Here is a 23,157-nt window from a genome sequence, read left to right on the forward strand (position 1 = left end):
TCAAATCTCCTCAAACTGATAGTCGTTGATATCTTTGCAAGTTATTCGCTTGGATTTTCCACTAACACTTAAGCCTTGGTTTAAAATATACTCCAAAAAATCTTTGCTTTGAAGGATTGTTAGCGCGTCTTGTAGACTGGATTTACCATCGGAAACGGTTATATAGATACCGGAATATGGGATGTCATCAGCTGCCAAATAATATACCTCAACAGTATTTGTTACTACTGTTGAGAGAAGAAGTTTTTCCTGATGGAGATGGCTTAAAGCCTGTGAGCGACCATATTCGTACCACTTTGCTGATTTGTCAGCATCACGCACAATGAGTTTGTCTTTGAAAGCGAGTAGGTGTTCGTATGTGTTTGGAAATCGAGATTTAAAATCATCTTCTTCATAGCGCATCAGGGTATCTTTTTCATCATAATAGTACGGGAAAATTATTTGTTCTTTTACATTGCGCCGGAGAGAGCGTGGAGCGGCACCTTTTCTTAAACATCCCGGTTCAATAGAGGCTTCTTCTTTTACAATAAATGCCTTATTTAATTGAGTTGCAACGGCTATAGATGCGTGATACCTGCTACCAAACCGGATTGTTCTTTTTCTGTTAATATCAGTATTCAAAAAAACCCATTTATCGCCTAAAAGTTTTTTTTTCACTTGAACGCTATTTGCTTTCGATGTGGCACGATAATTAATAGTTGCTATATTATCTCTGCTTTCATAAACCAGAATGCTGCTTGATGTAAGCGTATCTTCAAATAATTGACTATTGGGATATTCCCATACGGTGCTGATGCCAGGAAGAAGTTTTTTTCGTATATCGTCTGCAAAAACATTCTTGTAAATATTGCTTGGAATCAATTGAACCATCTTTCCACCAGAAGCAAGTAAGTCGACACCTTTTTCTAGGAAAGCATAGCAGTAGTCGAATTTCCCCTTTTTACAAGTTCTAAAATTTTGACGGATGAATTTTCGATTTGTTTCATCAATATCGTGATATGAAATATACGGAGGATTTCCAATAATAAAATCAAATTTAATATCTGGAGTCCACTGAAGTGCATCTGTGCACACAAACGACCAATTGACGGTTGAAATTCCATAACTCCTTACGATTTCATTGAGATCGCTGATGCATTGATCGTACAATTGTGGATCAAGTTCAATACCATAAATGTCAGCAGACAGTCCAGAGGAAATATTATTAACATCGATATTCTGCGTGAGAGCATCCTCAACGTATCGCTTGACAATTTGTTTGATAATATTACCAGATCCAAATGAATACTCTAAAACTTTTTTCCCAAATAAGTCACGAGAATAACCTGCCAAATCGAGCATGTCGTCTACTTTGTTTAAGGGGGTAAACTTTTGGCACTTCTTTTTATTGCGTTCATTAGCTATAATTGGATTCATGACTTACCTCGAACTCTCAAATGTATTTCGCTTTTTACATGTATGAATCGACAAACAAGAAATCATTGATGCAAAATTTTCTATTAATAGTTTTTTGTTGACTTTTGAATTACATATGTCAACCGGCATAGAAAGGTGCACTATTATAGTATTGCTTTTTGAATCTTTTCCAGAATCGTCTGATCAGCCGGGAGCCACGGAACAGAATCAAGCTCCTCTTTAGTCAGCCAGCGTGCAGCCTCGGCTTCTTTCAGCACCAGTTCGCCGGAGACCACCTCACACCAGAAACAGTCCATGGAAAGATGGAAGGCGGGATAATCGTATTCAATGGTGCCAATCAAATCGCCTACCGCGATCTCGGTGTCCAGCTCTTCCCGGATCTCTCGTTTCAGCGCCTGCTGCGGGGGTTCACCCGGCTCGATTTTGCCGCCTGGGAATTCCCATCCGCCCTTATATTCGCCGTAGCCGCGGGCGGTGGCATAAATTTTATGTTTCGTCTGAATATCGTCGCAGATCACAGCTGCAACAACGCGAACAACCTTCATGATATTCTCCTTTTAACCGACCACCAGCTTGTTGGTCTTTTTGAGGAACTTTGCAGGAATCGGGCGGTCCAGCTTCCATGTGATGTTCATGGGGCGGGAGCCCTCGTGCTTCACATAATTCACCGTGCCCAGATAGGTATACGCCCCTGCACCGCCAAAACGGGCATCTGCCTTGAACTCGCGCACGAACAGCAGAACCCGGCTTCCTTTTGCCCGGTGATGGATGTACCGCTGCCCGGTGGCAGAGTTTTCGGCGGTGGTGCTCTGGCTCTGCCAGTGGAACAGGCTTTCGTTAATGGAATAATCCTTGTACATGGTGCTGGGAGAGTAATCCTTGTCCGCTTTGTTCAGGGTCACAAAGAATACGTCCAGCTGCTTTTCCGGCAGCCACTTCACGCCCTCGCGGACGGTAGCAGGCTTCAAAAAGTCCAGTGCTACCAGCAGCTGGTCGCGGGTATAGGTGCAGTGCAGGTCCAGCGGACAATCAAAGCCTACATCCACAGGTTCGTCGATAAAATCAATGCGGTCATATTGATACTGCAAAAGTGCCTGCAGTTCCCCCAGCAAAACGGGACTATCTGAAAGTGCATACAGGTTGTCGAGCACTTCCTCGCCGTTCCAATCTTCAGCGGTTTTGCCCCAGACAGTGACATAGAACATCTGCAACATCCTCTGTTCAACAGGCGGCAAAGCTGAAAAATCCGTATTGTCCAGTTTGGGCAAAAGGTCCAGTAAAAATTGAATCCACCGGCGGGAATCTACTACCGCGAACCGTGCAAAGGCTTTCGTCATAATCTCTTCAAGCGGTTCCGCGAAATCGTCCGTTACACCGGCGCGGACACACAACCGTGCAAAGCAGAGCTTCTTGCTGTAAATTGCACGCGGGTCAAGATGATAGTAATCGAGAAAATCGCCAAGGGTCAGCGGCAGGCCGGTGTCCTCTGTAAAAGATGCCGCGCGTGCCACAAGGCCGGAAGTGCGGTCATAGGAAGAGCTGATATTATCCAGCACATATTTTGCCGCGATCTTTTCCAGCTGGATATAACAGCCCTTGGGCGCAGAGACAAAACCCTCTTTAATCTCTCGGCTGACGCTGTGGGTGGTGTTGGAGAGCAGGGCCGTAAACTTTTCCTCGAAATTGTACTTCTTGTTTGCCTGCCCGATGAAGTCCAGCACGGTCAGGCATTCCTTGTTTTCAGCCAGACGCAGGCCGCGGCCCAGCTGCTGCAAAAACACGGTCAGCGACTCGGTGGGGCGCAGGAACAGCACGGTGTTGACTTCCGGGATGTCCACGCCTTCGTTGTAAATGTCCACCACAAAAATGAAACGAATCTCCCCGGAAACGAGCTGCTGTTTGGCGGTGTTGCGCTCCTCATCGGAAGAATCGCCGGTCAGCGCTATGGACGGGATGGCGTGGGTGTTAAAATAGTCCGCCATGAACCGGGCGTGCTCGATGGAAACGCAGAAGCCAAGCCCCTTTACCTCGTCAATATCGGTGACATATTTCAGGATAGAATTAACCACAAGGTCAGCGCGGCGCTGTGCCACCATGCCGCTGAAGGTGTACAGGTTGGACAGTTCGGCCTTATCATAACCGCCGGTGCGCCATTTCAGACTGCTCAGGTCGGCCGTATCGGTCACGCCGAAATATTGGAACGGGCACAGCAGTTTCCGGTCAATGGCTTCCGGCAGGCGAATCTCGGCGGCAACGCGCCCACCGAAATAATCCAGAATGCTCTTGCCGTCCATACGCTCCGGTGTGGCAGTCAGGCCCAACAAAATATGTGGCTGATAATACTCCAACAGCTTCTGATAGGTGGGCGCGGCGGCATGGTGGAATTCGTCCACCACGATATAATCGTAGAAATCAGCCCCGGTCTTGGCGGTAAAATCCTGCGAGTTGAAGGTTTGGATGGAAATAAACAGGTATTCAATGCTGTCCGCTTTGTAATTGCCGACCAACAGTTCGCCGAAATTGGCATCTTTCAACACGGCACGGAAAGTGTACAGGCTCTGTTTCAGGATTTCTTCCCGATGCGCCACGAACAGCAGCCGGCAGGGCTTGCCGGGATGCTGTTTACAGAACCGCTTGTAATCCAGCGCCGAGATGACCGTTTTGCCGGTGCCGGTGGCGGCAACCACCAGATTGCGATTGTGCCCGCGCACGGTGCGTTCGGCTTCCAGCTTGTCCAGAATTTCCTGCTGGTAGGAATACGGCAGAATGTCCAGCGTGTAAATGCCGCTGTGGTCGGTCTCGCTGTACTTTTCGGCTTTCAGGGCCCGCGCAAGGCGCTCCCGCTGACCTTCGTTGTAGTACTCAAACTCGCCGGCGTTCCAGTAGCTTTCAAAGGTGGCGGCAATCTTATCGATGGTCTCCGGTAGGTCTTTCCGGGTCACTTTGACGTTCCATTCCAGTCCGCTGGAAATGGCCGCGTTGGACAGGTTGGACGAGCCGACATAGGCTGTTGTAAAACCGGTGTCCCGGTAGAACACATACGTCTTTGCGTGGAGCCGGGTGCGCTTGGTGTCGTAGCTGACCTTGATTTTCGTATTAGGCAGCTGGCGCAGTTCTTCGATAGCCTTTACATCGGTGGCACCCATGTAGGAAGTGGTAATGATACGCAGCTCTCCGCCGTTCTGGGTAAACTGCCGCAGCTCGTCCATAAGCAGGCGCAGACCGCTCCACTTGATGAAGGACACCAGCATGTCGATGTGGTCGGCAGACACGATCTCCTTTTTCAGTTCAGTGTACATCTGCGGCTCGTGGATGGCACCGGTGAACAACGAGCTTTGCGCAAGAGGCGTTTCCGGCCGTTCGATGTCTTTGGCCGCTTTTCCGGTGGCAAGGCGGGGGTCATTTTCCCGTAAAAGCGCAAGAAGCTGCTCTGCACGCTGGTCAACGCCCAGCGCGGCAAAGTCAGGTTCTTTGGTGGTAGTCTGGATGGTGCTTACGATCTGGTTTGCCAGAGCAATCTGTGCTTCGATGCCGCCGCCATTGTCCTGTACGTTGTCGAGGCCTTTCTGTACCACTTCGGTCAGGTACTGCGCCAGCACTTTAGAGGCTTCTGCCGTGTCGATGGGCGCAGTGGATTTACGAGCTTCCGGAACCTCCGAAAGCTCACGGTTCAGCGCATTGTTAATGACCTGTTCGTACAGTCCGGGGTGAAGCATGATGACACTTCCTTGCAGTTTTCTTCTATTATAGCGCGGACAAAAGCCCTATTCAATGCTCACAATACGGATGAGACATTGCTTAACCACTCAAAAAGAACAATAAACAGGCAGGCTGCTGACATATTTCTGTACTAATCTCTGGAAAGAAGTCAGAAAGTGCTCTATAATGAACTTATAACGAATTCGGATTCTACAAAATACCCAAAGAGGTGTGCTCTATGGAACCATTAAAAGCAACCAGCGTCAATAGCCGTACGGAAGAACTGTTTGTTCAGCTGTTCTGTGAAGCATTCGGCCCGGAGAAAACAGAAAATTTGCAGGTTCAGTATCCGTGTGTTGATATCTATGGTCGGCATCGCTACATCGACTTTGCGTTGGAATCGCCTGAATCCAAAATTGCAATCGAGATAGACGGAGAAACTTACCACAACCCAAGTAAGGTTTCCGAGAACAAGTATGCAGATGACCTTCTGAAGCAGAACAGTCTGGTTTATGATAACTGGAAGGTTTACCGCTGGATTTACAGTCAGCTGGAAAAGCAGCCGGAAAAGGTCAAGGATGAGCTGATTACATTTTTGGGCAGCAGCCCAATGTTCAAGGCATTTGAAGCAGACCTTCCGGTTCAGATGGGTCAGACAATCGAACTCCGGGATTATCAGCAGGAAGCCATCGAGAACCTGAAAAAGGTGCGGGACGATGGGAAAACCATCGCATTGCTGTACCATGCGACAGGCGTAGGAAAGACCATTACCGCAGCGACAGATGCGAAAGCCGTGGGCGGGCGCACGCTGTTTCTGGTAAATGCGCTGAAACTAGCATCTCAGGCGAAGGATACCTTTGCGAGGGTGTGGCCGGAGGCGACACTTGGCGAGTATACCGGTGGACAGAAAGATGTTTCACAGACCGTTATTTTTGCAACTGTCCAGAGCATTTCCAAAGATTTGGAAAAGTTTTCGCCCACAGCGTTTGACTACCTGATTGTTGACGAGTGCCACCATGCGGCAGCGAATACCTATCAAAAAATCTTTACATATTTTCACCCGAAGTTCATTCTTGGCCTGACAGCGACCCCGGAACGCAGCGATGGCGAGGATATGCTGGAACTGTTTCAGAATGTGGCGCACAAGGTGGATTTGAAAACAGCAGTGGAACGTGGCGTGCTGGTGCCCATCCGCTGCATCCGGGTCAAAACTAACATCGATCTGACGGACGTGCGCATCAACGGTATCAAGTATAATTCGCAGGACTTGGAAAGCAAGCTGTTTATCCCGGAACGGAATCAGCTGATCGTGGATACCTATCTGAAATATGTGAACGGAAAAAAGACGGTGATCTTCTGCGCCAGCGTAGACCATGCTGCGGAAATCGCAAAGTTGCTGCGCGACAATGGAGTAGACGCAGAAGCCGTTTCTGGACGTGACCGTGTGGAGATTCGGGAGAAAGTCCTGAAGGATTACGAAACAGGGTCAACGGACGTATTGTGCGCCTGCGATTTGCTGAACGAAGGCTGGGACAGCCCGCATACCACCGTTCTGTTTATGGCACGGCCAACGATGTCCAAAACTATCTATATGCAGCAGCTTGGTCGTGGTACGCGCCGTTGTCCGGGCAAGGATGACTTGCTTGTCATCGACTTCGTAGACAACGCCAATATGTTCAATATGCCGTATAGTCTGCATCGTGTGCTGAACATTGCCAAATATCAGCCGATGGCCTATGTTCTGGCACCGGAAAATAAACGGAAATTGGATCAGGATATGCTTTTCAAAGGCGAGAAGCCCGAAGCATGGCTGGATGTTCCGATTGATGTGGATAACTATGAAATCATTGACCTGTTCAACTGGCAGAACAGCGTCAAAGATATGATTTCGCAGATTGAGCTTGTCCGCATGGTCGATGTTCAGTCCGAAACGGTTGAACGCTATATTAAAGACGGAAAAATCAAGCCTGATCTTTCCATTCCGTTTGGGGATAAGCGGATGTTCCACTATTTCCGGGAGGAAAGCATCCGAAATATCGCTAAACAGTATGGCTGGGATTTAATTACGCCGCAGAATATGGCAGACAAGTTTATGAAGTTCATCGAAACAATGGATATGAGCTATTCCTATAAGCCGGTGCTGCTCAAGGCAATCTACGAGTATATGGACAGCAACGGTCGGGTAGCTCTGCCGGATGTTGTGGATTATTTTATCGACTTCTATGAAGATCGTAAAGCGCATGGGATGATAGCAGAAAAGCCGAACAGCATCTATCAGAAGGGTGGATACACCCGGAAAGATGTGGAGAAAAATGTTCTTTCCAATCCGTTCAAGCGGTTTGAGGATATGCGTTTCCTGATGCGCTGCAAGGATGTGGAAACCATTGAAGTCAACCCAATCATTTTCCGCAAGCTCACGAAGGAAGATTGGCTGCATATCATAAGGGTCTGCGATAAGAGTCTGGAAAAGTATTATACGAGAATCTCTTGAAGTTAGTATAGAAAATATCGATTTGGGGTGGCGATAACGATGAAGATAAATCAACTTTTAGATGAAATAGATCTTCCTGAAAGGTACTTTAGTGAGGCATTTATCATTGGTGAAAAATTCGAAGAGGAAGCAAGTAAATACCTAACACTTCTTGACAATTGTGATGAGTGTGATCTTGATGCCGATAAAAAAGCTGAATTTAATGAAAAATTAAATGAGTCAAAAAGGGTTGCCGCTGAGATAAGTACAAAAATAATTGCTGTCTTCGAAAGCTATGAAGAATCGAATTATAAGGTATCGCAAGAACTATTCGATGAAGTCATGGAAATTTTGAGACCAGCTCTTTTTATAAGTTTGATGAACGGGAGAATTCTTGTATCTGCTGGAGAAAAAACAATCTGCACATGTATGAGACTGTTTGGAAGTTCTAATGGGGGACGATACTTTAGAATTAGGGCTGTAGATGGCCGTAGTCAGACTATCAAAAGTAATCCAAATGAATTGTTTCATATTCCAATGAATAAGCGAGCATATTCGAGTAATGAAAGATTCAGCTTAGCAGGATTTCCATGCCTGTACTTATCTACAATGCTCCCTCTCGCTTGGCAGGAATGTAATTATCCCTCAAAATATTATTATTCTGAATATCAATATATTTGGAGTGAAAGCCAGGATAATAAAATAGATCTGAGCAAAGAACTGAAATTATTGGCATTATATTCTCCCATGGAGATAAAAACGTGGGGATTTACGGTAAAATACAATGATTTTGAAGTGTGGAATGAGGTGATCTGTCGGTATCTTAAAATGTATCCGTTGATTTTGGCATGCTCATTTATAAATCAAAGTGGCAACACACCATATAAGCAGGAATATATAATTTCACAAATGCTGATGCAGTGGGTTAAGCGAAATCATGAAACCGTTCAAGGGATAGACTATTTTTCTTGTGTAGATATGTTCTTTGATACATCTAAATGGTGTGCTAATAATATCGTGATTCCGGCTTTTCCTAACTATGAAAATGGTATTAGTGTTCCTTTGCGTGAAAAATTTTCATGGACAATGCCTGCTTTTTGTGAGCTTCCGATTGTTTCAAAAAATAAAACGGAACGGGATCGAAAATTCATATATGAATTCATGGAGCAAATCAATCATGCGCTTCGGGTACGTCGGCCCATGCCTGATATGTATATTAGAGTCCTTCAGAGCATGAAGGAAACAGCGGATTGCCTTCTGAATTTAATGGCAAATGACAATATTTGCGACATGAGATTGATGTTGAAAATTTTAAAATCGCTTGGTTCAAATGTTGCGGATATTTCACGGATGAATTTATTGGAAAACATTGAGGATAAAATATCAGAAGCTGAAGATGGAAAATGGTCAACGGAAGAGGTTAAAGCGGCCAGTGTTGAATTTGAAAAATTGTATAGAGACTTCACAGGGCAGGATAATAGTGTTAAGTCTATAATCGATAAGCATCAAGATTTGATATGGAATCACCATGAGACTCAACCAACGTTGGAAATATTGTATCAAGGTGCACACGAAATCATTGGTTTTAAAGATCTGCTTCACAATGCTCATCGCCTATTTGGATTTAGTGAAATCAAAGACAACGAGGATACATTTAATAACCTGACGAGACTCGCACAGGATGCAGGTGTTCCGATAGGAACGTTTTGGGAACAAGAAGGAAAGGACGACGTGTGGCTAAGAAATCATATCATAGAAATAAAAAGTCCAATATTGATTGAACGGAATAACACAAGTATTTATTCAGATAAAAAAGTTAAGTCACAACAGATTCTATGCATTGGATGTACTGAGAAAAAGCTAAAAGAAATATTACAAAAGTAAATGCTCGGATGCACATCTGTAAATTGGGAAACAGAAAGATGCGAATTATTATATCGAACAAAATCCGTTGCAAACGCTGTGGAGACGTCATCGAAAGCAAAAGCCATTACGATTTGGAGAAGTGCAGCTGTGGTCTCTGTTGCGTAGATGGCGGCAAGGACTACGTGCGGCGCGTTATCAGGACCACCGAAGGCGGAAAATATGCGGACTACTGCGAAGAACTTTCAGAGTGGGTAGAAGTTCCTGACCCAAACGATGATGACGGAACTTAAATGAATAAGACCCACAGATTGGAGGCTCATTCCAATCTGTGGGTCTTGTTGTATCCATTGGCTGATACCTATTGATACCAATTAGTATCAATATATTAACAACCAACAAAAAAATTATATAAATAGGACTGCTTCAAACCTTACTCAATTATGCTTTCCCTTAAAATCGGCTGCATTTTAAGGGAAAAGCAAAGCGATTAAGGGATTCTGCTCTAAAAAAGCTGGACATTCGAGAAGAACCAGTATATACGGCAGCAATGCCGCCTTAAAGTGAGGGGTCGATGGATTGAGCCCTAGTATTGATACTAGTTGGTATCAGCTGACTTCTGATATTCGGCCATGATCCTTCTTGCCCTGCCGCGGGTGGTATCCTCAAAAGTCTCAGCTTCGCTGAAATGCAGCCAGAAAGGGTCCTCCATCAAGCAGGCATTGGTGCGCTTGACGATTTCCCACGCATTGTAGTCTGGCAGGCCCATCATCTCCAGAATCTCCTTGCAGTCCATCCGGTTTCGGGGGAAGATGCGCTTCTTTGCCCAGACGACCACATCGACCAGTGGGACTTTGCGGCTGCTGCCGATAAAGAGGTTCAAGGGCAGGTCGTACTGTGGCACCCCCTCATTGGCGCAGAGATACTGCCCATCTTCGCTCAAATGAGCGATTTCCTTTTCATCCAGCATCAATTTCAGGTAAGCCATAAAGACACCTCTCAAACTTTGGAGTTCAGGTATTCGACAAGCTCCCAAACGGTTGTTAGTGGATTGCTTTGTCGAGATATCAGCTCTGTGTCTTGATTCCGGACTTGTTCAGCCCGTGCTTTTGCCCGCTGGATTGCAGTGGATTGCAAAGGCTTCAAAACGTCAAAGTAATCCTTGCTCTTCTCATAATCGGGGATTCTGTTCGATTGTTTCAGTAAGTGAATCAATGCTTGACAATCCTCAACTTCTGCCTGTTGATTTACAAAATGTAGTAGGAACCACAACTCGAAAGATGGGTTAGAATAGGCCAGATGGTAGCCTTCCTTTTGAGCGGACTGTTTGGCACGCAGAAGAACCTCGTTGGAGTTATCGTCACGGTCAAATACGCACCAGATGGAGTCACCATCTTCCGGATAGTATGGATTATTGCCCATCGTTGCTTTGGCCTTTTGCACAAGCCTGTCGGCAGACTTATACTGAGAAGAAATCGGGATAATGTCAATATTGCATCCTCGACCGCGGAAACGCTTGAAATAGCGGATCTCGGTTTCACTGCCCTCGCAGATAAGATACACGACCGGGTTGCGCTTTCTGGTGTGGGCAGACTTGCGGCTGATCTCTTTTATTCTGCCCATGCCGCATTACCTCCAATGAACGGAATCGCACCGTAGCGACCTTGTAAATAGCCCTTGGAGATATTCTCACCTTTCCGGGGAGAAAACTCGGTCAGGGCGTAAATATCGGTCTGCATGGTCTTTTCGTTCTTCTCTGCAAACCAAATCTGATCGCGCCGCAGCAACGTCAGGTCGAGAAGTCCGGTATCGTGTGTTGTAAAGATGAGTTGTGCATGGTTTGTATTGATAGCGGCATCCTGCACCATCTCGATCAGATGCCTTGTCAGCAGCGGGTGCATACTGGATTCTATCTCGTCTACTACCAAAACAGAGCCTGCTTCTAGTGCAGTGAGCCACATACCGATGCGAGAGAAGAAACGCTGTGTCCCAACGGATTCCTGACCCAACGGGAGCCAGAAACCCTTAGAAGTGCCATCTTCGGCATCGAGGGTGTGCAGTGCGGAAATGATAGGCTCTTCCTTGGAGCCTGTAATGCGGATGTCCTTGATACCGAGGTCTGCATACAGCATTTCATGCAGGATACGGCTCTTTTCAGAGCCACCCTGCCGAATGGCAGATAATGTAGCATCCAGCCGCATTTCGGTTCCCATAAAGCCTGTCAGCTTTTCAAAGAACCACAGATACGCTTTTTCGGTCTGGGGGCAGTTCCACTCGTTCGAGCTGGACAGATAAAGGCGGTTTTCAGCAGTTCGTCCAGCAAGCGTGAACTGCTCTTGAATATTCTCGCGGAACTGATAGCCATTGTTTTCTCTTGAAAAAATCAAGGCTTCTCGGCCATTCGGCCAGTGATAGAGATATTCGGTCAGGACTTTGGACTTGTCAAACGAGAACCCATAGGCATACTTGATGCCGCCATAAAAATAGATGGCTTCAAAGCTGGTCGGCTGTGTGGGCTGGTCAGTGAAAGCAAACGGCTCCTGCGGAAGGGACTCACCTTTCAGCAGCTTGGCATATCGGCCACAGACCATTTCCCGCATGAGCAGGAGGGCATGGAGAACATTGCTCTTCCCGGCTGCATTTGCGCCGTACAGTGCCAGCACAGGCACAAGCTGTTTCTTCTCGTCCGGCGAAATCAGGCAATCGGACAGACTTTTATCCGTAGATGCTTTCAAGCTGATGATAGCTGTATCTTTGATGGAACGATGGTTGGTGACTGAAAATTGAAGCAGCATCGCAATTCCTCCCAGATGATTTTCTGAATTCAGTGTACTCTATTCTGAGCGGAAAGTCAAATTTTGATTTTGAAATTCGAAAATATTCCGCAAAAATCAAGAATAAAATCTAAAAAATCGGCTTTTGATACCGTTCGGATGCTATCAGAGATCATTCTGCATACACGACTTCCCTCACCACCACTTCTTCCGCCTGCGCTTTCAGCCCGTTCATATGGGCCGCCCAGAAAAGCTGTGATCGCTCTTTGTCCGGCGCAGGGAACTTGTCTGCCAAGGCCGCAATCGTGCGCTCCAGCTGTTCTGAGGCGGCTCTCTGGACTTCCTGCAAATGCGGCCAGAGCGTACCGTTCAGCAACATCCGGTTGTACAGCACAGGACGCTGATTCTTGAGATAGGCCAGCCGCATCCGGCCATACTTGCCCAGCGGTTCGGTATCATCGGTCTGCGGCAGGGTGAGCAAGGGCAGCTGATACTCCCCAACCTGTGCGTAATGGATCTCGGTGCGGACAGTGTTTGTGCTCTTCATGGAAATTCTCCTTTGCATTTTCAATGCGTTTTGCGGTCTTTGCGGAAAACAGCGCTCACTTCTTCCGATTCTGTGCGGTCAGCCAGTTGCCCTGCGCCTGATAGTAGTGCTCCATCGTGGTGGGTGCGTTCAGGATGGTGGTGCGCAGATAGGCCATGATGTTCTTGATGGGCTGGGTGGTGTTGGACATCACATCGAAGATGTACTCAACGTGCTGGCTGGTCAGCTTGTCCAGCCGCAGCCGAATGGCTTTAGTGGTCTGCGGCTGCTTGCCGACGTACTGAGTCTGTCGTGGACAGCAGTACATCTCCACAATGTTGTCCAGCAGTTCCTCCAGCTTGTCGGGGTCGTACCGCTGGGCAAGGGTGTCGATCTCCAAACGTTCCCGAAACTCCTCCCGCACCTGTGCTTCCATCTGGTCAAAATCTGCGGATTCGTCTGTCTGCCCTGATAGATTAGTACTTTGTCTTTTAGTATTTTGTTTATTAGTATTTTGTTGCGTTGCCTTTTCCAAATTGGGCTCAGCCAAATTTGGAAAATCCAAAAATGGTGAAGAACAAGGTTTCATGCGACTTTTGGTTGCGGACGGGTCCGACGGATCGCCTTCCTTGCCGGGAACGGCAGGAGCGTCCTCAACAGGCGATTCATAAACCTGATAATCGTAGTCGATGATCTGCCCTTTGGCATTGCGGACTTTCTGACGGCGGACGTAGCCGTGTTCTTCCAGTTCCAGAACAGCGGTGCGTACACTGTCCAGACCATCCTTGCAACCAACGGTCAGTCCCTTCAGGCTATAATCCCAATCGTCCGGCAGGGAGAGCATATAGGACAGCAGTCCCTTGGCTTTCAGGGACAGCCTCTTATCCTGCAGGTGGTGGTTGCTCATGACGGTGTAGTTAACATTTTTATTGACGCGGAATGTTGACATGGCGGCTTCCCTTTCAGCCCAATGCGGGCAAGAGAAAACGCAGCATTTCCCGGCTTTCGGGAAACGCTGCGTTCAGACAGGGAAGCCTGCTGTGAGCTGGCACAGCAACGGCAGCACTGCATAATTCAATCGCAAGTTTAACGGCAGCTTTCAATCCAAACAGCTTATTTGCGATATACAATTCGCAGTTGTTGCCAACGAATCAAAATGCGAATTGTAATAACGGACATCTAACACAACTACACCTGAAATGCAGACGCTGACGGCCCGTGTGAAAAAGGCTTTTTCTAACGTCATTTCGCAAAAAGCGGCTGATTTTTGCCTGCAAATTGCGGTGTGACGTGCCTTTTTTGAGGTTACAAAAATGCCCTCAGCTGCCAATGACGGCCGCGCGGGACCAGCTTCATCCAACAATTTTAAAGACTCGAAATCGTTTTGTCCTTAATCGGGCACGTGGGTTCGAATCCCACCATCTCCGCCAACAAAAAGCATCAGCTCAGGCTGGTGCTTTTTTTGCGGCAAAGATGGTGAGGATGAGAACAGGGCGGCGGTCCGCAGACCGCAAGCAATCAGCCCAGTGCAACGACGACGACCGCTGCCTGTGGCAGAAACAGGGAGGAGTTGTTGGGGCAGCGTTCTGATTTTTCAAAGCCCTGCCAAGGGGCTGCGGAAAAATCAGCAAACGCAACCCGTTGCTGTTGCTTAGCCCGCGGGAGAATATCCACCATCTCCGCCAACAAAAGGCATCAGCTCAGGCTGGTGCCTTTTTATGTTCTCCAGCCATTAAAAAGAATGTATCAATATTTTTTGCTCAGAATCTTCTCAAGCGTATCCGCAAACCTGACATCCTGCTCCTTCGTCCGCTTTGGGCTTCCCTTGGGGTGCTTTCCGGCACGGAGGAGCTTTTTGTTTTCATAACGCCGCAACATGAGAGCGTCTATGTTGTCGGCGGTGTATTCCAGACCGTTCTGGTTCAGCACTCGTGCGCACTTGGCAAGGCACATACTCGCCAGCCCGTAGTCCTGTGTTACGACAATATCCCCTGGTTTTACCTGGTTGACGAGAGCAAAGTCTACACTGTCAGTCCCTTTATCGAACACCAGCGTCTGCGCACCTTCTCGCTCGATTTGGTGAGCTGTGTCGCACAGGATGATGACCGGAATGCAAAACCGCTTTGCAATCTGCAAAGTCAAATCCACCACCGGGCAGCCGTCTGCATCGATCAAAATATTCATCGGCTTTCCTCCATCACCCACCGAAATGCTCTTGCGGTACGCAAATCGGCGTCTTTGAAATGCCCGCCGCTGTTCCATTCAAGGGTGCAGTCTGCGCCACGCGCGGTAAGCCGACTGTGCAGGGCACGGATGTTATCGCCCACCGCAGCCATGACGGCGTTTTTCGTGCGCTCTTCCTTGTCGCCAAGGCTCAGATAAACGTGCTGTGCCTGTATTGGGTGCTGTTGTTCAAACTCCATCCAGCCCGGAAACCAAACCGAGGGGGATGCAGCGGCGACACCGTAGAACAAATCGGTCTGGGTGGATGCCCACAGCGCAAACAATCCCGCCAGCGAGTAGCCGCCCAGAATGATTTTGACGTCCTCCGGGAGATGAAACTGCTGCTTCAGTGTGGGAACGACCTGTTCTGTCAGAAAGCGCAGGGTGTCCATAGCATTGCCGCCAAACCCTTGCGTTCCCCACACGGCAGGGGCTTCCCACGGAGAAAGTGCATCGTTCCAGTTTGAGACCGGAACGGCGGCAAACAGAAAGTGGTGCGCACTCTGTGCAATAGCGGTAATCTCGCTTTCCATGCTTTGCTGCTCGTGTTCACCGGTCATTTGGAGCAGCAGGTATTTTGCATGGGCTTCGCCGTAAATACGGCAAGGTCTGTTCCCGATTTGCATTGTCTGTGCGGTCACTGCGACTTCCTCCCGAAAAAATTTTGATAAGCCCAGTATAGCAACTGAAAAATCATTTTGCAATTCAAAAGGCGTTCGCATTCGCTGCAAGCAGTGCAAGTTGGTCAGAACGTTTCCCATATCAAATACACTACTTCCTCACCTGCGCTTCGATCTCTCCGGTAAACTGAAACCATCCATCCTCATAGTCCATAACAAAGTCTGCGTGATACTTGTTCAGAATAAGTTTTATATTGGAAAGCCCGAATCCATGAAGACTTGCATTCGGTTTTGTCGTCTGGATCGTATCATTTTTTATTTCGACCGGAAGGGTCGTATTCCGAACAGAAAACAAAAAGCTTTGTTTTAACACTGCAGAAACCCGAATCACCCGATCGCCCTCGATTTTTTCGCAGGCTTCAATGGCGTTATCCAGCAGATTGGAAAACAGGACGACCATATCCGATACATCAAAAGGCAGAGCCGATAAATCGTTCAGCTCGAAATCAATGTCGATCCCCTTCTGGATCGCTTCCGTTGCTTTCGTATTGAACAGTGCATCCAAGATCGCATGGTGAGAGTTGACGAGGAACGATCGGTCTGTCTGTTCCTTGGATACAGAATTCAAATATTGCTCTGCCGCATCATATTCCTGATTTTGCAAAAGATCTTGAAGTGTATTGAGATGTGCCTGAAAGTCATGTACCTTATGGCGCTGAGCCGTATAGAGCTGACTTGCGGCTTCCATATTTTTAGCCTGAAACTGGAGCTGCTGTTCCAGCGCCAAAACTCTTTCCTGATTTTCAACGGTCTTTTCCATTCGTTCCAAAAGATACAGCACTGCCACATTTGCGGCAAAAATCAAACCGCATACCGCAGCAATCACCATTTCGCTTGCGCTTTTACCAGTCGTCATGTACAGCAAAAGCACCAGCATCACAAAAGATGTTCCCGGAAACAAAAAATAAAGACCTGATTTTACGCCCGTCAGCTTGTTGGGGGTTCTCAAGCTCCTTCTTCTCCGCATAAGCTTTCGAAATGTGTATGCCAGAAAAAGCTCTGCCGAATAGTTGATAACTCCATAGCTTATCATAAGCGGAAAACTTGTTCGAAAGGACGCTCCGTCCATTCCACAGATAAAAGCACCTGCCATGCCAAGCCCAAAAGACAAACAGTAGGTCATGAGATATTCTATACAGACTAAGAGCAGCAGCATTCCGCTGGAGATCTCTCTATACAATGCTCTTGCGCTCAATGTGTACGACAAAAGGATCATGCCGATCTTTACAGCCGGATCTCGGCCAAAGAAAACAAGCGGAACTTGCAGGATCCAGAAATTCAGAGCAACAAGGCACCCGATGCCCAACGTAAACTTCCAATTATCCCATCGTCTTTGGGCAAATGCATCCAAAAAGAAGATCAAAGACAGTGTATCGACCACCGTATAAAGAAAGCTCAAGAGATCGCCCATCGATTTTTCCCTCTCCACTTCAAGTAATGCTGTTTTAATTCCTTGTGGCTTTTAGCGCTTGAGGGCAAAACGATCCCTCCGCGTAAGTGCACCTTTTCATACTGCATCTGTTCGATGTACTCCATATTTACCAGAAAGGACTTTTGGATACGCAGAAACCCAAGGTCTTCCAACTTTTCCGATAAATCTGTCATATTTCCATAAAACCGATATTCGGTCCGTTCGTCGTGGATCAGGTGCATGATAACGATTCTCAGATTTGACTCCAGATAGAGAATATGATTTACCGGAATATCGATCAATTCCGAATTGACGGAGATCGTAATGATTTGTTTTTTTCGGACCACTTCTTTGACTGCATCCTCAAAATAGGATACCAGTCTTTCCTGCATATTGGTTTTCAAAAGATACCGAAACGCCTGTACTTCAAACCCTTCCGGCGCATACTGGATGAAGTTGGTCAGAAAAATGATCACGATCCCCGGTTTTTCTTTCCGAAGTCTCCACGCCAGATCGATGCCGCTGAAGTCTCCCATATCGATATCCAGAATCGCGATATCGCACCCCGCAAGGTCTTTGATCGCACAGGGATCATCAAACAGGTGAAACCGCACCTGCATTCCATTTTCTGCGCAATGCTTTTGGAGCAGCTCTGAAACCTGCTCTGTAACACGCCACTCATCATCACAGATCAATACATTCATCTGAAATTTCCCCCAAGATAAACGAACCGGCTTTTGGTTATTCAAAATATCTCATCCGCTCTCACAGCGATTATAATACGATTAGGTTGAAATCGCAAATAGTGCACTCTATAGGACAGAGCCGTGCCTTTTCATGACAGAAAAACCGTTTTTCGTTACCATAATGTGGATTTTTTCGTGGTATGAGCGTAAAACAAAACCACCTTCCCGCATTATAAAATACCAAGGAGTGTCGTCATGAAAGCACCGCGATATAACAGCAGTTTGCGCAAGAGGTTCCTCGCTTTCGCAGCTGCTCTTGTCCTTCTTTTCGCTCTTGTGTTTGAACTTTATCCAAGAAGCGCTCAGATCATCGATCTCTCCACCGGTTCCGGGCTTTCCAGAATGCTCCGATACGATGACGCGCAGGTCTATATCTTTGGCGAGATTCATCGAAAAGTAGAATACCAAAAGTTCCGCAATGTGCTATTCAAGTATCTTGTGGAGAAAAAAGGTGTGCGTGTCCTTTTGATGGAGCATGGCTATGCAAGCGGCTTTATCGAAAACGAAACGATACAGAACCGGATGACCTTTTCCGATGCGTTCGATCAGTTTACGATATCCCAAGAGGACTACGAATTATTCCGGTGGATGTCGGAATTCAACCGAAACAGACCGGACAATGATAAGATCTCCATCGTTGGCGCAGATATCACGGATTCGATTGAGATGCTCTGCACCTTCTGCAAGTATCTTCTGAAAGATTGTGATTTTTCAGCAGCAGACAGAGAGACACAGATGCTTTTGATCGGCATCCAGAAATGCCGGTTGCAGTATCGTTTTCAAAACAGTCTGCTGCCACAGCTGATCGAGCAGATGCAGACTCGGCCGGAACAACTCGAATTAGTGCTGGGCGATAAGATGATCCATCTGGAGCGTGCTCTTCTGGGCTGGCAACAGGAGCTGACGTGCAATGAACTGAACGATTATCAGGCAGAGCTTCAACCTGGCGGCAAGGCTATGGCTTATCGGGAGGATGCCCTGTATGCAAATCTCCAGCGGATCTATCAGGAAAATCCAACTGCAAAGTATTTCGGTTCGTTCGGGGCAGCACACGTCCAAATGACACGCTATGTTGGCGATGGAACGGTTTATTGGATCGATGATTGTTTCGTTTCACGGATGGCTGGTGAAGAAAGCTTCCTTGACGGCAAACTGACCGTCATTGACGGCATCGTGACCTATGAGATCGGAGATCTGGGCGAATCTGATACGAACCATATCATCTTGTATAATACCGCCCGCGCAAAGAATCCCGCCGCTGAAAACGGAAAGTTCTTTGCGGGAGCCCCTGACATCCCGGATGAAAAAATTGCGCAGTATGCAATATTGTTTGAGCACCCGGATCAGATCACAAGCAGCGAGGAGCATCCGGGCTGGTATTGGCTCAGCCATAGGTAAAATTTTCCCCAAAGCAAAATTTGGTATTGACAAATCCCAAATCCGTGCTTTAATATAGGCAAATTCAATACACTAAACCGTTGAAGCGGAGATAACGGCGAACCATGCCTGTACAGAGAGCCTGCGCAGCTGAGAAGCAGACCGGAAACAGTTCGTCAAGGAAAAGGCGGCCTTGCGTCGCTTTTTCCTGAAATGGACCGCTGAGGGTGCAGGGAACTGCGGTGCTTTTGCCGCACAGTATTCTGCAACGTAGGGCATACGTCAGTTGCCGGGGATGTGTTGGCATCCCGCCAAGTGCATGGGGTCGTTCCCATGAAGTCAGGGTGGCACCGCGGATCAAAGGCCAAGCTTTATTCGTCCTTGACAGAAGAAGGTTTCTTCTGTCAAGGGCGTTTTTCTTTTACACTCCTCCGGCAGAAGCGCCGGGCTTTTTGTATATCGTGTCCAGCCTTGGCGTCACCGGCACCCGCAGTGAGATCAAAACCGACCTTGCCGCCATTGTAAAGGTGGTGCGGGAGAACACCAAGACGCCCTGCGCCATCGGTTTTGGCATCTCCACCCCGGAGCAGGCCGCAAAGATGGCAGGCATCGCCGATGGTGCCATCGTCGGCTCGGCCATCATCAAGCTGCTGGAGCAGTACGGCACTGCCGCACCGGAGCAGATCGGTGCCTACGTCAAACGCATGAAGGACGCCGTGCGCGGATGACCGCGCACAAACAAAGAACATAAATAAAAGCATCGGCAGCTTCCGCTTCTGAACCTCAGAAAACCAGCGGAGTTTGCCGATGCTTTTTGTTCTTTTTTGCAGCTTGCTCAGACGATGCGTTTGCCGTCCAGCACGGCCTGCTTCAGGGTATCGCCGTCATACACCAGCTTGAGGGAAAAGTAGGGATGCTCTTCCTCCAGCAGACGGAAAAAGAGCTTGTCTCCCTCCCAGATGGGCAGCGTTTGCACCTCAGACTTCTGCACCCACTGCAGTTCTCCCTCGGCGCAGGCATCACCCCGGATCATTTCGCCCTCCCACCGGTCGGCGGTGTACAGATGGATGAACTCGGTCATATTGCCCCACACAAAGGTCAGCAGTCCCCGGGCGCGGTAGCGCGTCAGGGTAAGGCCGGTCTCCTCCCGCACCTCCCGCACAAGGCAGTCCTCCGGGCTTTCAAACCGTTCAAATTTGCCGCCCACACCCACCCATTTGTCGTGGTTGTAGTCATCCTGCTTTTTGATGCGGTGCAGCATCAGGTAAGCGTCCTCCCGCTCCAGATAGCAAAGGGTGGTGCTGAAGATGGGAAATTCCGGGTCCATAAATGCGCCTAAGTTCATGGGGAGTTCTCCTTTTTTGTCCGATGTTTTTTGTCAGTATGCTCGCCCTCTCCGTCTGCTCACTGCGTTCGCATCCACACTCCCCCTTTTGTCGCTGCGCGACATCTTCCCCCGGTGCGGGGGAAGTCTTTCCTCAAAGGGAGAGGCCTTGGCAAAGAGATGAAGTTTGTGTGGACTGCCAAGGGCTCCCACTTTGGGGGAGCTGGCATCGCGTAGCGATGACTGAGAGGGCGAGACCGCTGACCGTATCTCTTTTCATAAGAAAGGGCTGCTGCATGAAACGCTGTGCAGCAGCCCTTTGGGAAGTGTCTCCGCTGCGGATGCCCACAAAGCAGCGGAAGCGTTTTTCGATTTATGCCTTGCGTTCGGCGCGTCCCTTGCCTGCGCTGTTCAGCTTGCGCACCAAATCGTTCTGGTGCTTGCGCTGGCTGGGGGTGGGCTGGGGGTCTTTGGCTTCCCCGGCACGCTTGCCGGCCTGGGCAGCGTCGGGGTCGATGCGCTCCAGCGTCCACTCCTGATTGCCGCCCGCCACATAGTTCCAGATCTGCGCCTGCGCGCCGTTGGCAGTGTTCATGCCCACAAGGTCGATGTACTTATCCGACAGCACATTGCGGATGCGGGTGCGTCCGCTGCGGGTAGGTTCCAGCGCCCAGCACTGGCTCAGCCCGCTGGTGCGGCTCCACTGGTGCAGCCATGTGCCCTCCACCACGCCGCCAAGCGCCAGATCGATCATCTTGCCGGTAAAGCGGTTCTGGATGCGCCAGCGTCCCTCGCCCGCGTCCACAAACTGCCACTGCTGCCACGGATGCCCCGCATAGCTCCACAGCTGGATGCCGGCGCCGTTCTCCGTGTTGAAATCCTTTACTTCCAGTACCTTTCCGTTGGGGGACTTGATAATGTAGTATTCCCCCTCCATAATGACGACCTGCGATGCCTTTGCCATAGAGCACAACTCCTTTCCGCTATGGTAGCCCTATTATACCCGATTTGCCCGCTGGCAACAAGAATGCTTTTCCATAATCTTTCTTTTGTTTTTTGTGCATTCTGTCGTGTTTTTGCAGCGCAAACGTTTTCGGAAGCCAGCAATGTTTTTTACCGGCGGGCACTTTGCACTCCGGCGCAGGTTGTGGTACAATAAAGCCATCCACTATTAAGGAGGGGATCTTTCATGACCAACGAGACTTTACAAACCATTCACAGCCGCCGCAGCTGCCGCGCCTACAAGCCCCAGCAGATCACGGATGCAGAGCTGGACGCCGTGCTGGAGGCCGGCACCTACGCTGCCAGCGCTATGGGACGCCAGAGCGCTAAGATCGTGGTCGTGCAGGATGCCGCTACCCGCGCCCAACTGACCCGGATGAACGCCGCCGTCATGGGTGCCGACAGCGACCCCATGTACGGCGCACCCACCATTCTGGTGGTGCTGGCCGATGCCCACGCAAACTGCGCCGTGCAGGACGGCAGCCTTGTCATGGGTAACCTGATGCTGGCTGCCGCATCGCTGGGGCTGGGCAGCTGCTGGATCAACCGCGCCCGGGAGGAGTTCGACTCCGCCGAGGGCAAGGCACTGCTGAAAAAGTGGGGCATCGAGGGCGACTGGATCGGCGTAGGCCACTGCATTCTGGGCTACCCCGCCGCCGAACCCAAGCCCGCCGCGCCCCGCAAACCGGATTACATCGTAAGAGTATAAGGAGTTTTATGAAGCCTGATTACAAGCTGGTCGCAAAGGCCAAATACATCCACAACACTGCCGACCTTGCCAGCGAGCTGTGGCACGAGGTCTACAAGCGCTACTACCCCGCAAAGCAGCTGGACACCCTTGTGGAGGAGCTGCAAAGCGCCGACGCCATTGAAGCGGACATCGACAATGACGTGAACTATTTTCTGGTGTTTCTGGGGGGCAAGCTCATCGGCTACTTTGCGTGGAAGATGGAGAACACCGCCCTGCACCTGATGCACCTGTACCTCAAGCCGGAATACCGCGGCAAAGCCATTGGCCGGGACATCGTGCAGACCTGTGAGCGGCTGGCCAAGGGCGAGGGCAAGGGCCGGGTGTGGTGCACCATCCACGCCAAGGCGCTGCCTGTGCAGCAGTTCTTCAAGGCGCTGCGCTACCGCGAGCTGCGCCCCGCCGAGCAGGAGACCGGCACCATACCCCGCAACGAGCTGGTGTATGAGCATACCCTGAGCTGATTTCCGAAAAATCACAAAATAGCCATTGAAATTTATCCGCGTTTGTACTACACTGATGTAGTGTAATAAAGCCGCTGTCTGCGGGCATTCTGTGCAAAAAAGGAGACTATCATGGCGAAAGATCATCCCACCGGCAACTCCGGCCTGTACCGGGCTTTTCTGCAGCTCAAGACCCCGGAGGAATGCTATCGTTTTCTGCAGGACGTGTGCAGCTATTCGGAGCTCAGCGCAATGGAGCAGCGCTACAACATTGCCGAGCTGCTGGCCGACAAGCGCATCTACACCGAGATCATGGACAAGACCGGTGCGTCCAGCGCTATCATCAGCCGGGTCAGCCGGGTGCTGAGCGCGGACGACAGTGTGCTGCGTGCGCTGCTGGAAGCTGAAAAAAAGGCCGCTGACTGATCCAAAGGCCGCGTACCGCCAAAAGGGCA

Annotated in this window: 21 protein-coding genes and 1 pseudogene; 8 read left to right on the forward strand and 14 right to left on the reverse strand. The window is 49.1% G+C overall.

The features are described from left to right. The 3 genes from C4N24_RS11620 to C4N24_RS11630 form a co-directional block, all read right to left on the reverse strand. A complete protein-coding gene (locus C4N24_RS11620; RefSeq protein WP_112091544.1) occupies positions 1–1,416 on the reverse strand; it encodes an Eco57I restriction-modification methylase domain-containing protein in 1,416 nt (471 codons plus the stop codon). 143 nt (positions 1,417–1,559) lie between these two features. After that, positions 1,560–1,961: a (deoxy)nucleoside triphosphate pyrophosphohydrolase gene (locus tag C4N24_RS11625; RefSeq protein ID WP_112091545.1), complete on the reverse strand. Its 402-nt coding sequence runs from the start codon at positions 1,959–1,961 to the stop codon at positions 1,560–1,562. A 12-nt stretch (positions 1,962–1,973) separates the two neighbouring features. Further along, complete coding sequence (locus C4N24_RS11630; protein WP_112091546.1) at positions 1,974–5,132, reverse strand: DUF3427 domain-containing protein; 3,159 nt, start codon at positions 5,130–5,132, stop codon at positions 1,974–1,976. Positions 5,133–5,353: 221 nt separating this feature from the next. Between C4N24_RS11630 and C4N24_RS11635 the strand changes: the two genes are divergently transcribed. From C4N24_RS11635 to C4N24_RS15865, 3 genes are read left to right on the forward strand one after another with little or no spacing between them, the layout of a single operon-like run. Next, positions 5,354–7,606: a DEAD/DEAH box helicase gene (locus C4N24_RS11635; protein ID WP_112091547.1), complete on the forward strand. Its 2,253-nt coding sequence runs from the start codon at positions 5,354–5,356 to the stop codon at positions 7,604–7,606. Between the two features lie 39 nt (positions 7,607–7,645). Continuing rightward, on the forward strand, positions 7,646–9,469 hold the full coding sequence (locus tag C4N24_RS11640) for a hypothetical protein (protein WP_112091548.1): 1,824 nt from the start codon (positions 7,646–7,648) through the stop codon (positions 9,467–9,469). Between the two features lie 38 nt (positions 9,470–9,507). After that, entirely contained in the window at positions 9,508–9,741 is a 234-nt protein-coding gene (locus C4N24_RS15865) for a DUF7695 domain-containing protein (protein ID WP_081027638.1), read from the forward strand. Between the two features lie 305 nt (positions 9,742–10,046). On the opposite strand, the gene C4N24_RS11650 is transcribed toward C4N24_RS15865, so the two are convergent. The 9 genes from C4N24_RS11650 to C4N24_RS11695 all read right to left on the reverse strand — a co-directional run bounded on the left by C4N24_RS11650 (position 10,047) and on the right by C4N24_RS11695 (position 17,766). Further along, positions 10,047–10,436, reverse strand: a complete 390-nt coding sequence (locus tag C4N24_RS11650) for a hypothetical protein (protein WP_112091549.1) — start codon at positions 10,434–10,436, stop codon at positions 10,047–10,049. Between the two features lie 11 nt (positions 10,437–10,447). Further along, complete coding sequence (locus C4N24_RS11655) at positions 10,448–11,071, reverse strand: RloB family protein (protein ID WP_112091550.1); 624 nt, start codon at positions 11,069–11,071, stop codon at positions 10,448–10,450. After that, positions 11,059–12,243 (reverse strand): AAA family ATPase, encoded by a 1,185-nt coding sequence (locus C4N24_RS11660; protein ID WP_112091551.1) that lies wholly within the window; start codon positions 12,241–12,243, stop codon positions 11,059–11,061. Before C4N24_RS11660 ends, C4N24_RS11655 begins: the two co-directional genes overlap by 13 nt. A 151-nt stretch (positions 12,244–12,394) precedes the next feature. Then, positions 12,395–12,769 carry a TnpV protein gene (locus tag C4N24_RS11665; protein WP_242983258.1) on the reverse strand — a complete coding sequence of 125 codons (375 nt, stop codon included), beginning with the start codon at positions 12,767–12,769 and terminating at the stop codon, positions 12,395–12,397. Positions 12,770–12,824: 55 nt separating this feature from the next. Next, positions 12,825–13,697: a DUF6017 domain-containing protein gene (locus C4N24_RS15170; protein ID WP_146746803.1), complete on the reverse strand. Its 873-nt coding sequence runs from the start codon at positions 13,695–13,697 to the stop codon at positions 12,825–12,827. A gap of 797 nt (positions 13,698–14,494) precedes the next feature. Further along, positions 14,495–14,932 carry a YaiI/YqxD family protein gene (locus C4N24_RS11680; protein ID WP_112091553.1) on the reverse strand — a complete coding sequence of 146 codons (438 nt, stop codon included), beginning with the start codon at positions 14,930–14,932 and terminating at the stop codon, positions 14,495–14,497. Continuing rightward, entirely contained in the window at positions 14,929–15,597 is a 669-nt protein-coding gene (locus C4N24_RS11685; protein ID WP_112091572.1) for an alpha/beta hydrolase-fold protein, read from the reverse strand. Before C4N24_RS11685 ends, C4N24_RS11680 begins: the two co-directional genes overlap by 4 nt. A gap of 145 nt (positions 15,598–15,742) precedes the next feature. Next, positions 15,743–17,062 (reverse strand): sensor histidine kinase, encoded by a 1,320-nt coding sequence (locus tag C4N24_RS11690; protein ID WP_112091554.1) that lies wholly within the window; start codon positions 17,060–17,062, stop codon positions 15,743–15,745. Continuing rightward, positions 17,047–17,766, reverse strand: a complete 720-nt coding sequence (locus C4N24_RS11695) for a LytR/AlgR family response regulator transcription factor (protein WP_112091555.1) — start codon at positions 17,764–17,766, stop codon at positions 17,047–17,049. The genes C4N24_RS11690 and C4N24_RS11695 overlap by 16 nt, the downstream gene beginning before the upstream one ends. A gap of 237 nt (positions 17,767–18,003) precedes the next feature. Here C4N24_RS11695 and C4N24_RS11700 point away from each other — a divergent pair, with 237 nt between their 5' ends. Further along, positions 18,004–19,206 (forward strand): erythromycin esterase family protein, encoded by a 1,203-nt coding sequence (locus tag C4N24_RS11700; RefSeq protein ID WP_112091556.1) that lies wholly within the window; start codon positions 18,004–18,006, stop codon positions 19,204–19,206. A 416-nt stretch (positions 19,207–19,622) separates the two neighbouring features. Then, positions 19,623–19,913, forward strand: a pseudogene (locus tag C4N24_RS11705) (tryptophan synthase subunit alpha); the annotation flags it as partial. Between the two features lie 107 nt (positions 19,914–20,020). On the opposite strand, the gene C4N24_RS11710 reads toward C4N24_RS11705, so the two are convergent. After that, positions 20,021–20,530 (reverse strand): NUDIX hydrolase, encoded by a 510-nt coding sequence (locus tag C4N24_RS11710; RefSeq protein ID WP_112091557.1) that lies wholly within the window; start codon positions 20,528–20,530, stop codon positions 20,021–20,023. 352 nt (positions 20,531–20,882) lie between these two features. Beyond that, positions 20,883–21,473, reverse strand: coding sequence for an RICIN domain-containing protein (locus tag C4N24_RS11720; RefSeq protein ID WP_112091558.1), 591 nt, complete (start codon positions 21,471–21,473; stop codon positions 20,883–20,885). 225 nt (positions 21,474–21,698) lie between these two features. On the opposite strand from C4N24_RS11720, the gene C4N24_RS11725 reads away from it, so the two are divergent. The 3 genes from C4N24_RS11725 (at position 21,699) to C4N24_RS11735 (ending at position 23,128) form a co-directional block, all read left to right on the forward strand. Then, on the forward strand, positions 21,699–22,220 hold the full coding sequence (locus C4N24_RS11725; protein ID WP_112091559.1) for a nitroreductase family protein: 522 nt from the start codon (positions 21,699–21,701) through the stop codon (positions 22,218–22,220). Positions 22,221–22,228: 8 nt separating this feature from the next. Then, positions 22,229–22,723, forward strand: coding sequence for a GNAT family N-acetyltransferase (locus tag C4N24_RS11730; RefSeq protein ID WP_112091560.1), 495 nt, complete (start codon positions 22,229–22,231; stop codon positions 22,721–22,723). A 111-nt stretch (positions 22,724–22,834) separates the two neighbouring features. Continuing rightward, positions 22,835–23,128 (forward strand): YerC/YecD family TrpR-related protein, encoded by a 294-nt coding sequence (locus C4N24_RS11735; protein WP_112091561.1) that lies wholly within the window; start codon positions 22,835–22,837, stop codon positions 23,126–23,128. The last annotated feature ends 29 nt before the right edge of the window (positions 23,129–23,157 follow it).

This window comes from Faecalibacterium prausnitzii, from assembly GCF_003287405.1.
Taxonomy (GTDB): Bacteria; Bacillota; Clostridia; order Oscillospirales; family Ruminococcaceae; genus Faecalibacterium; species Faecalibacterium intestinale.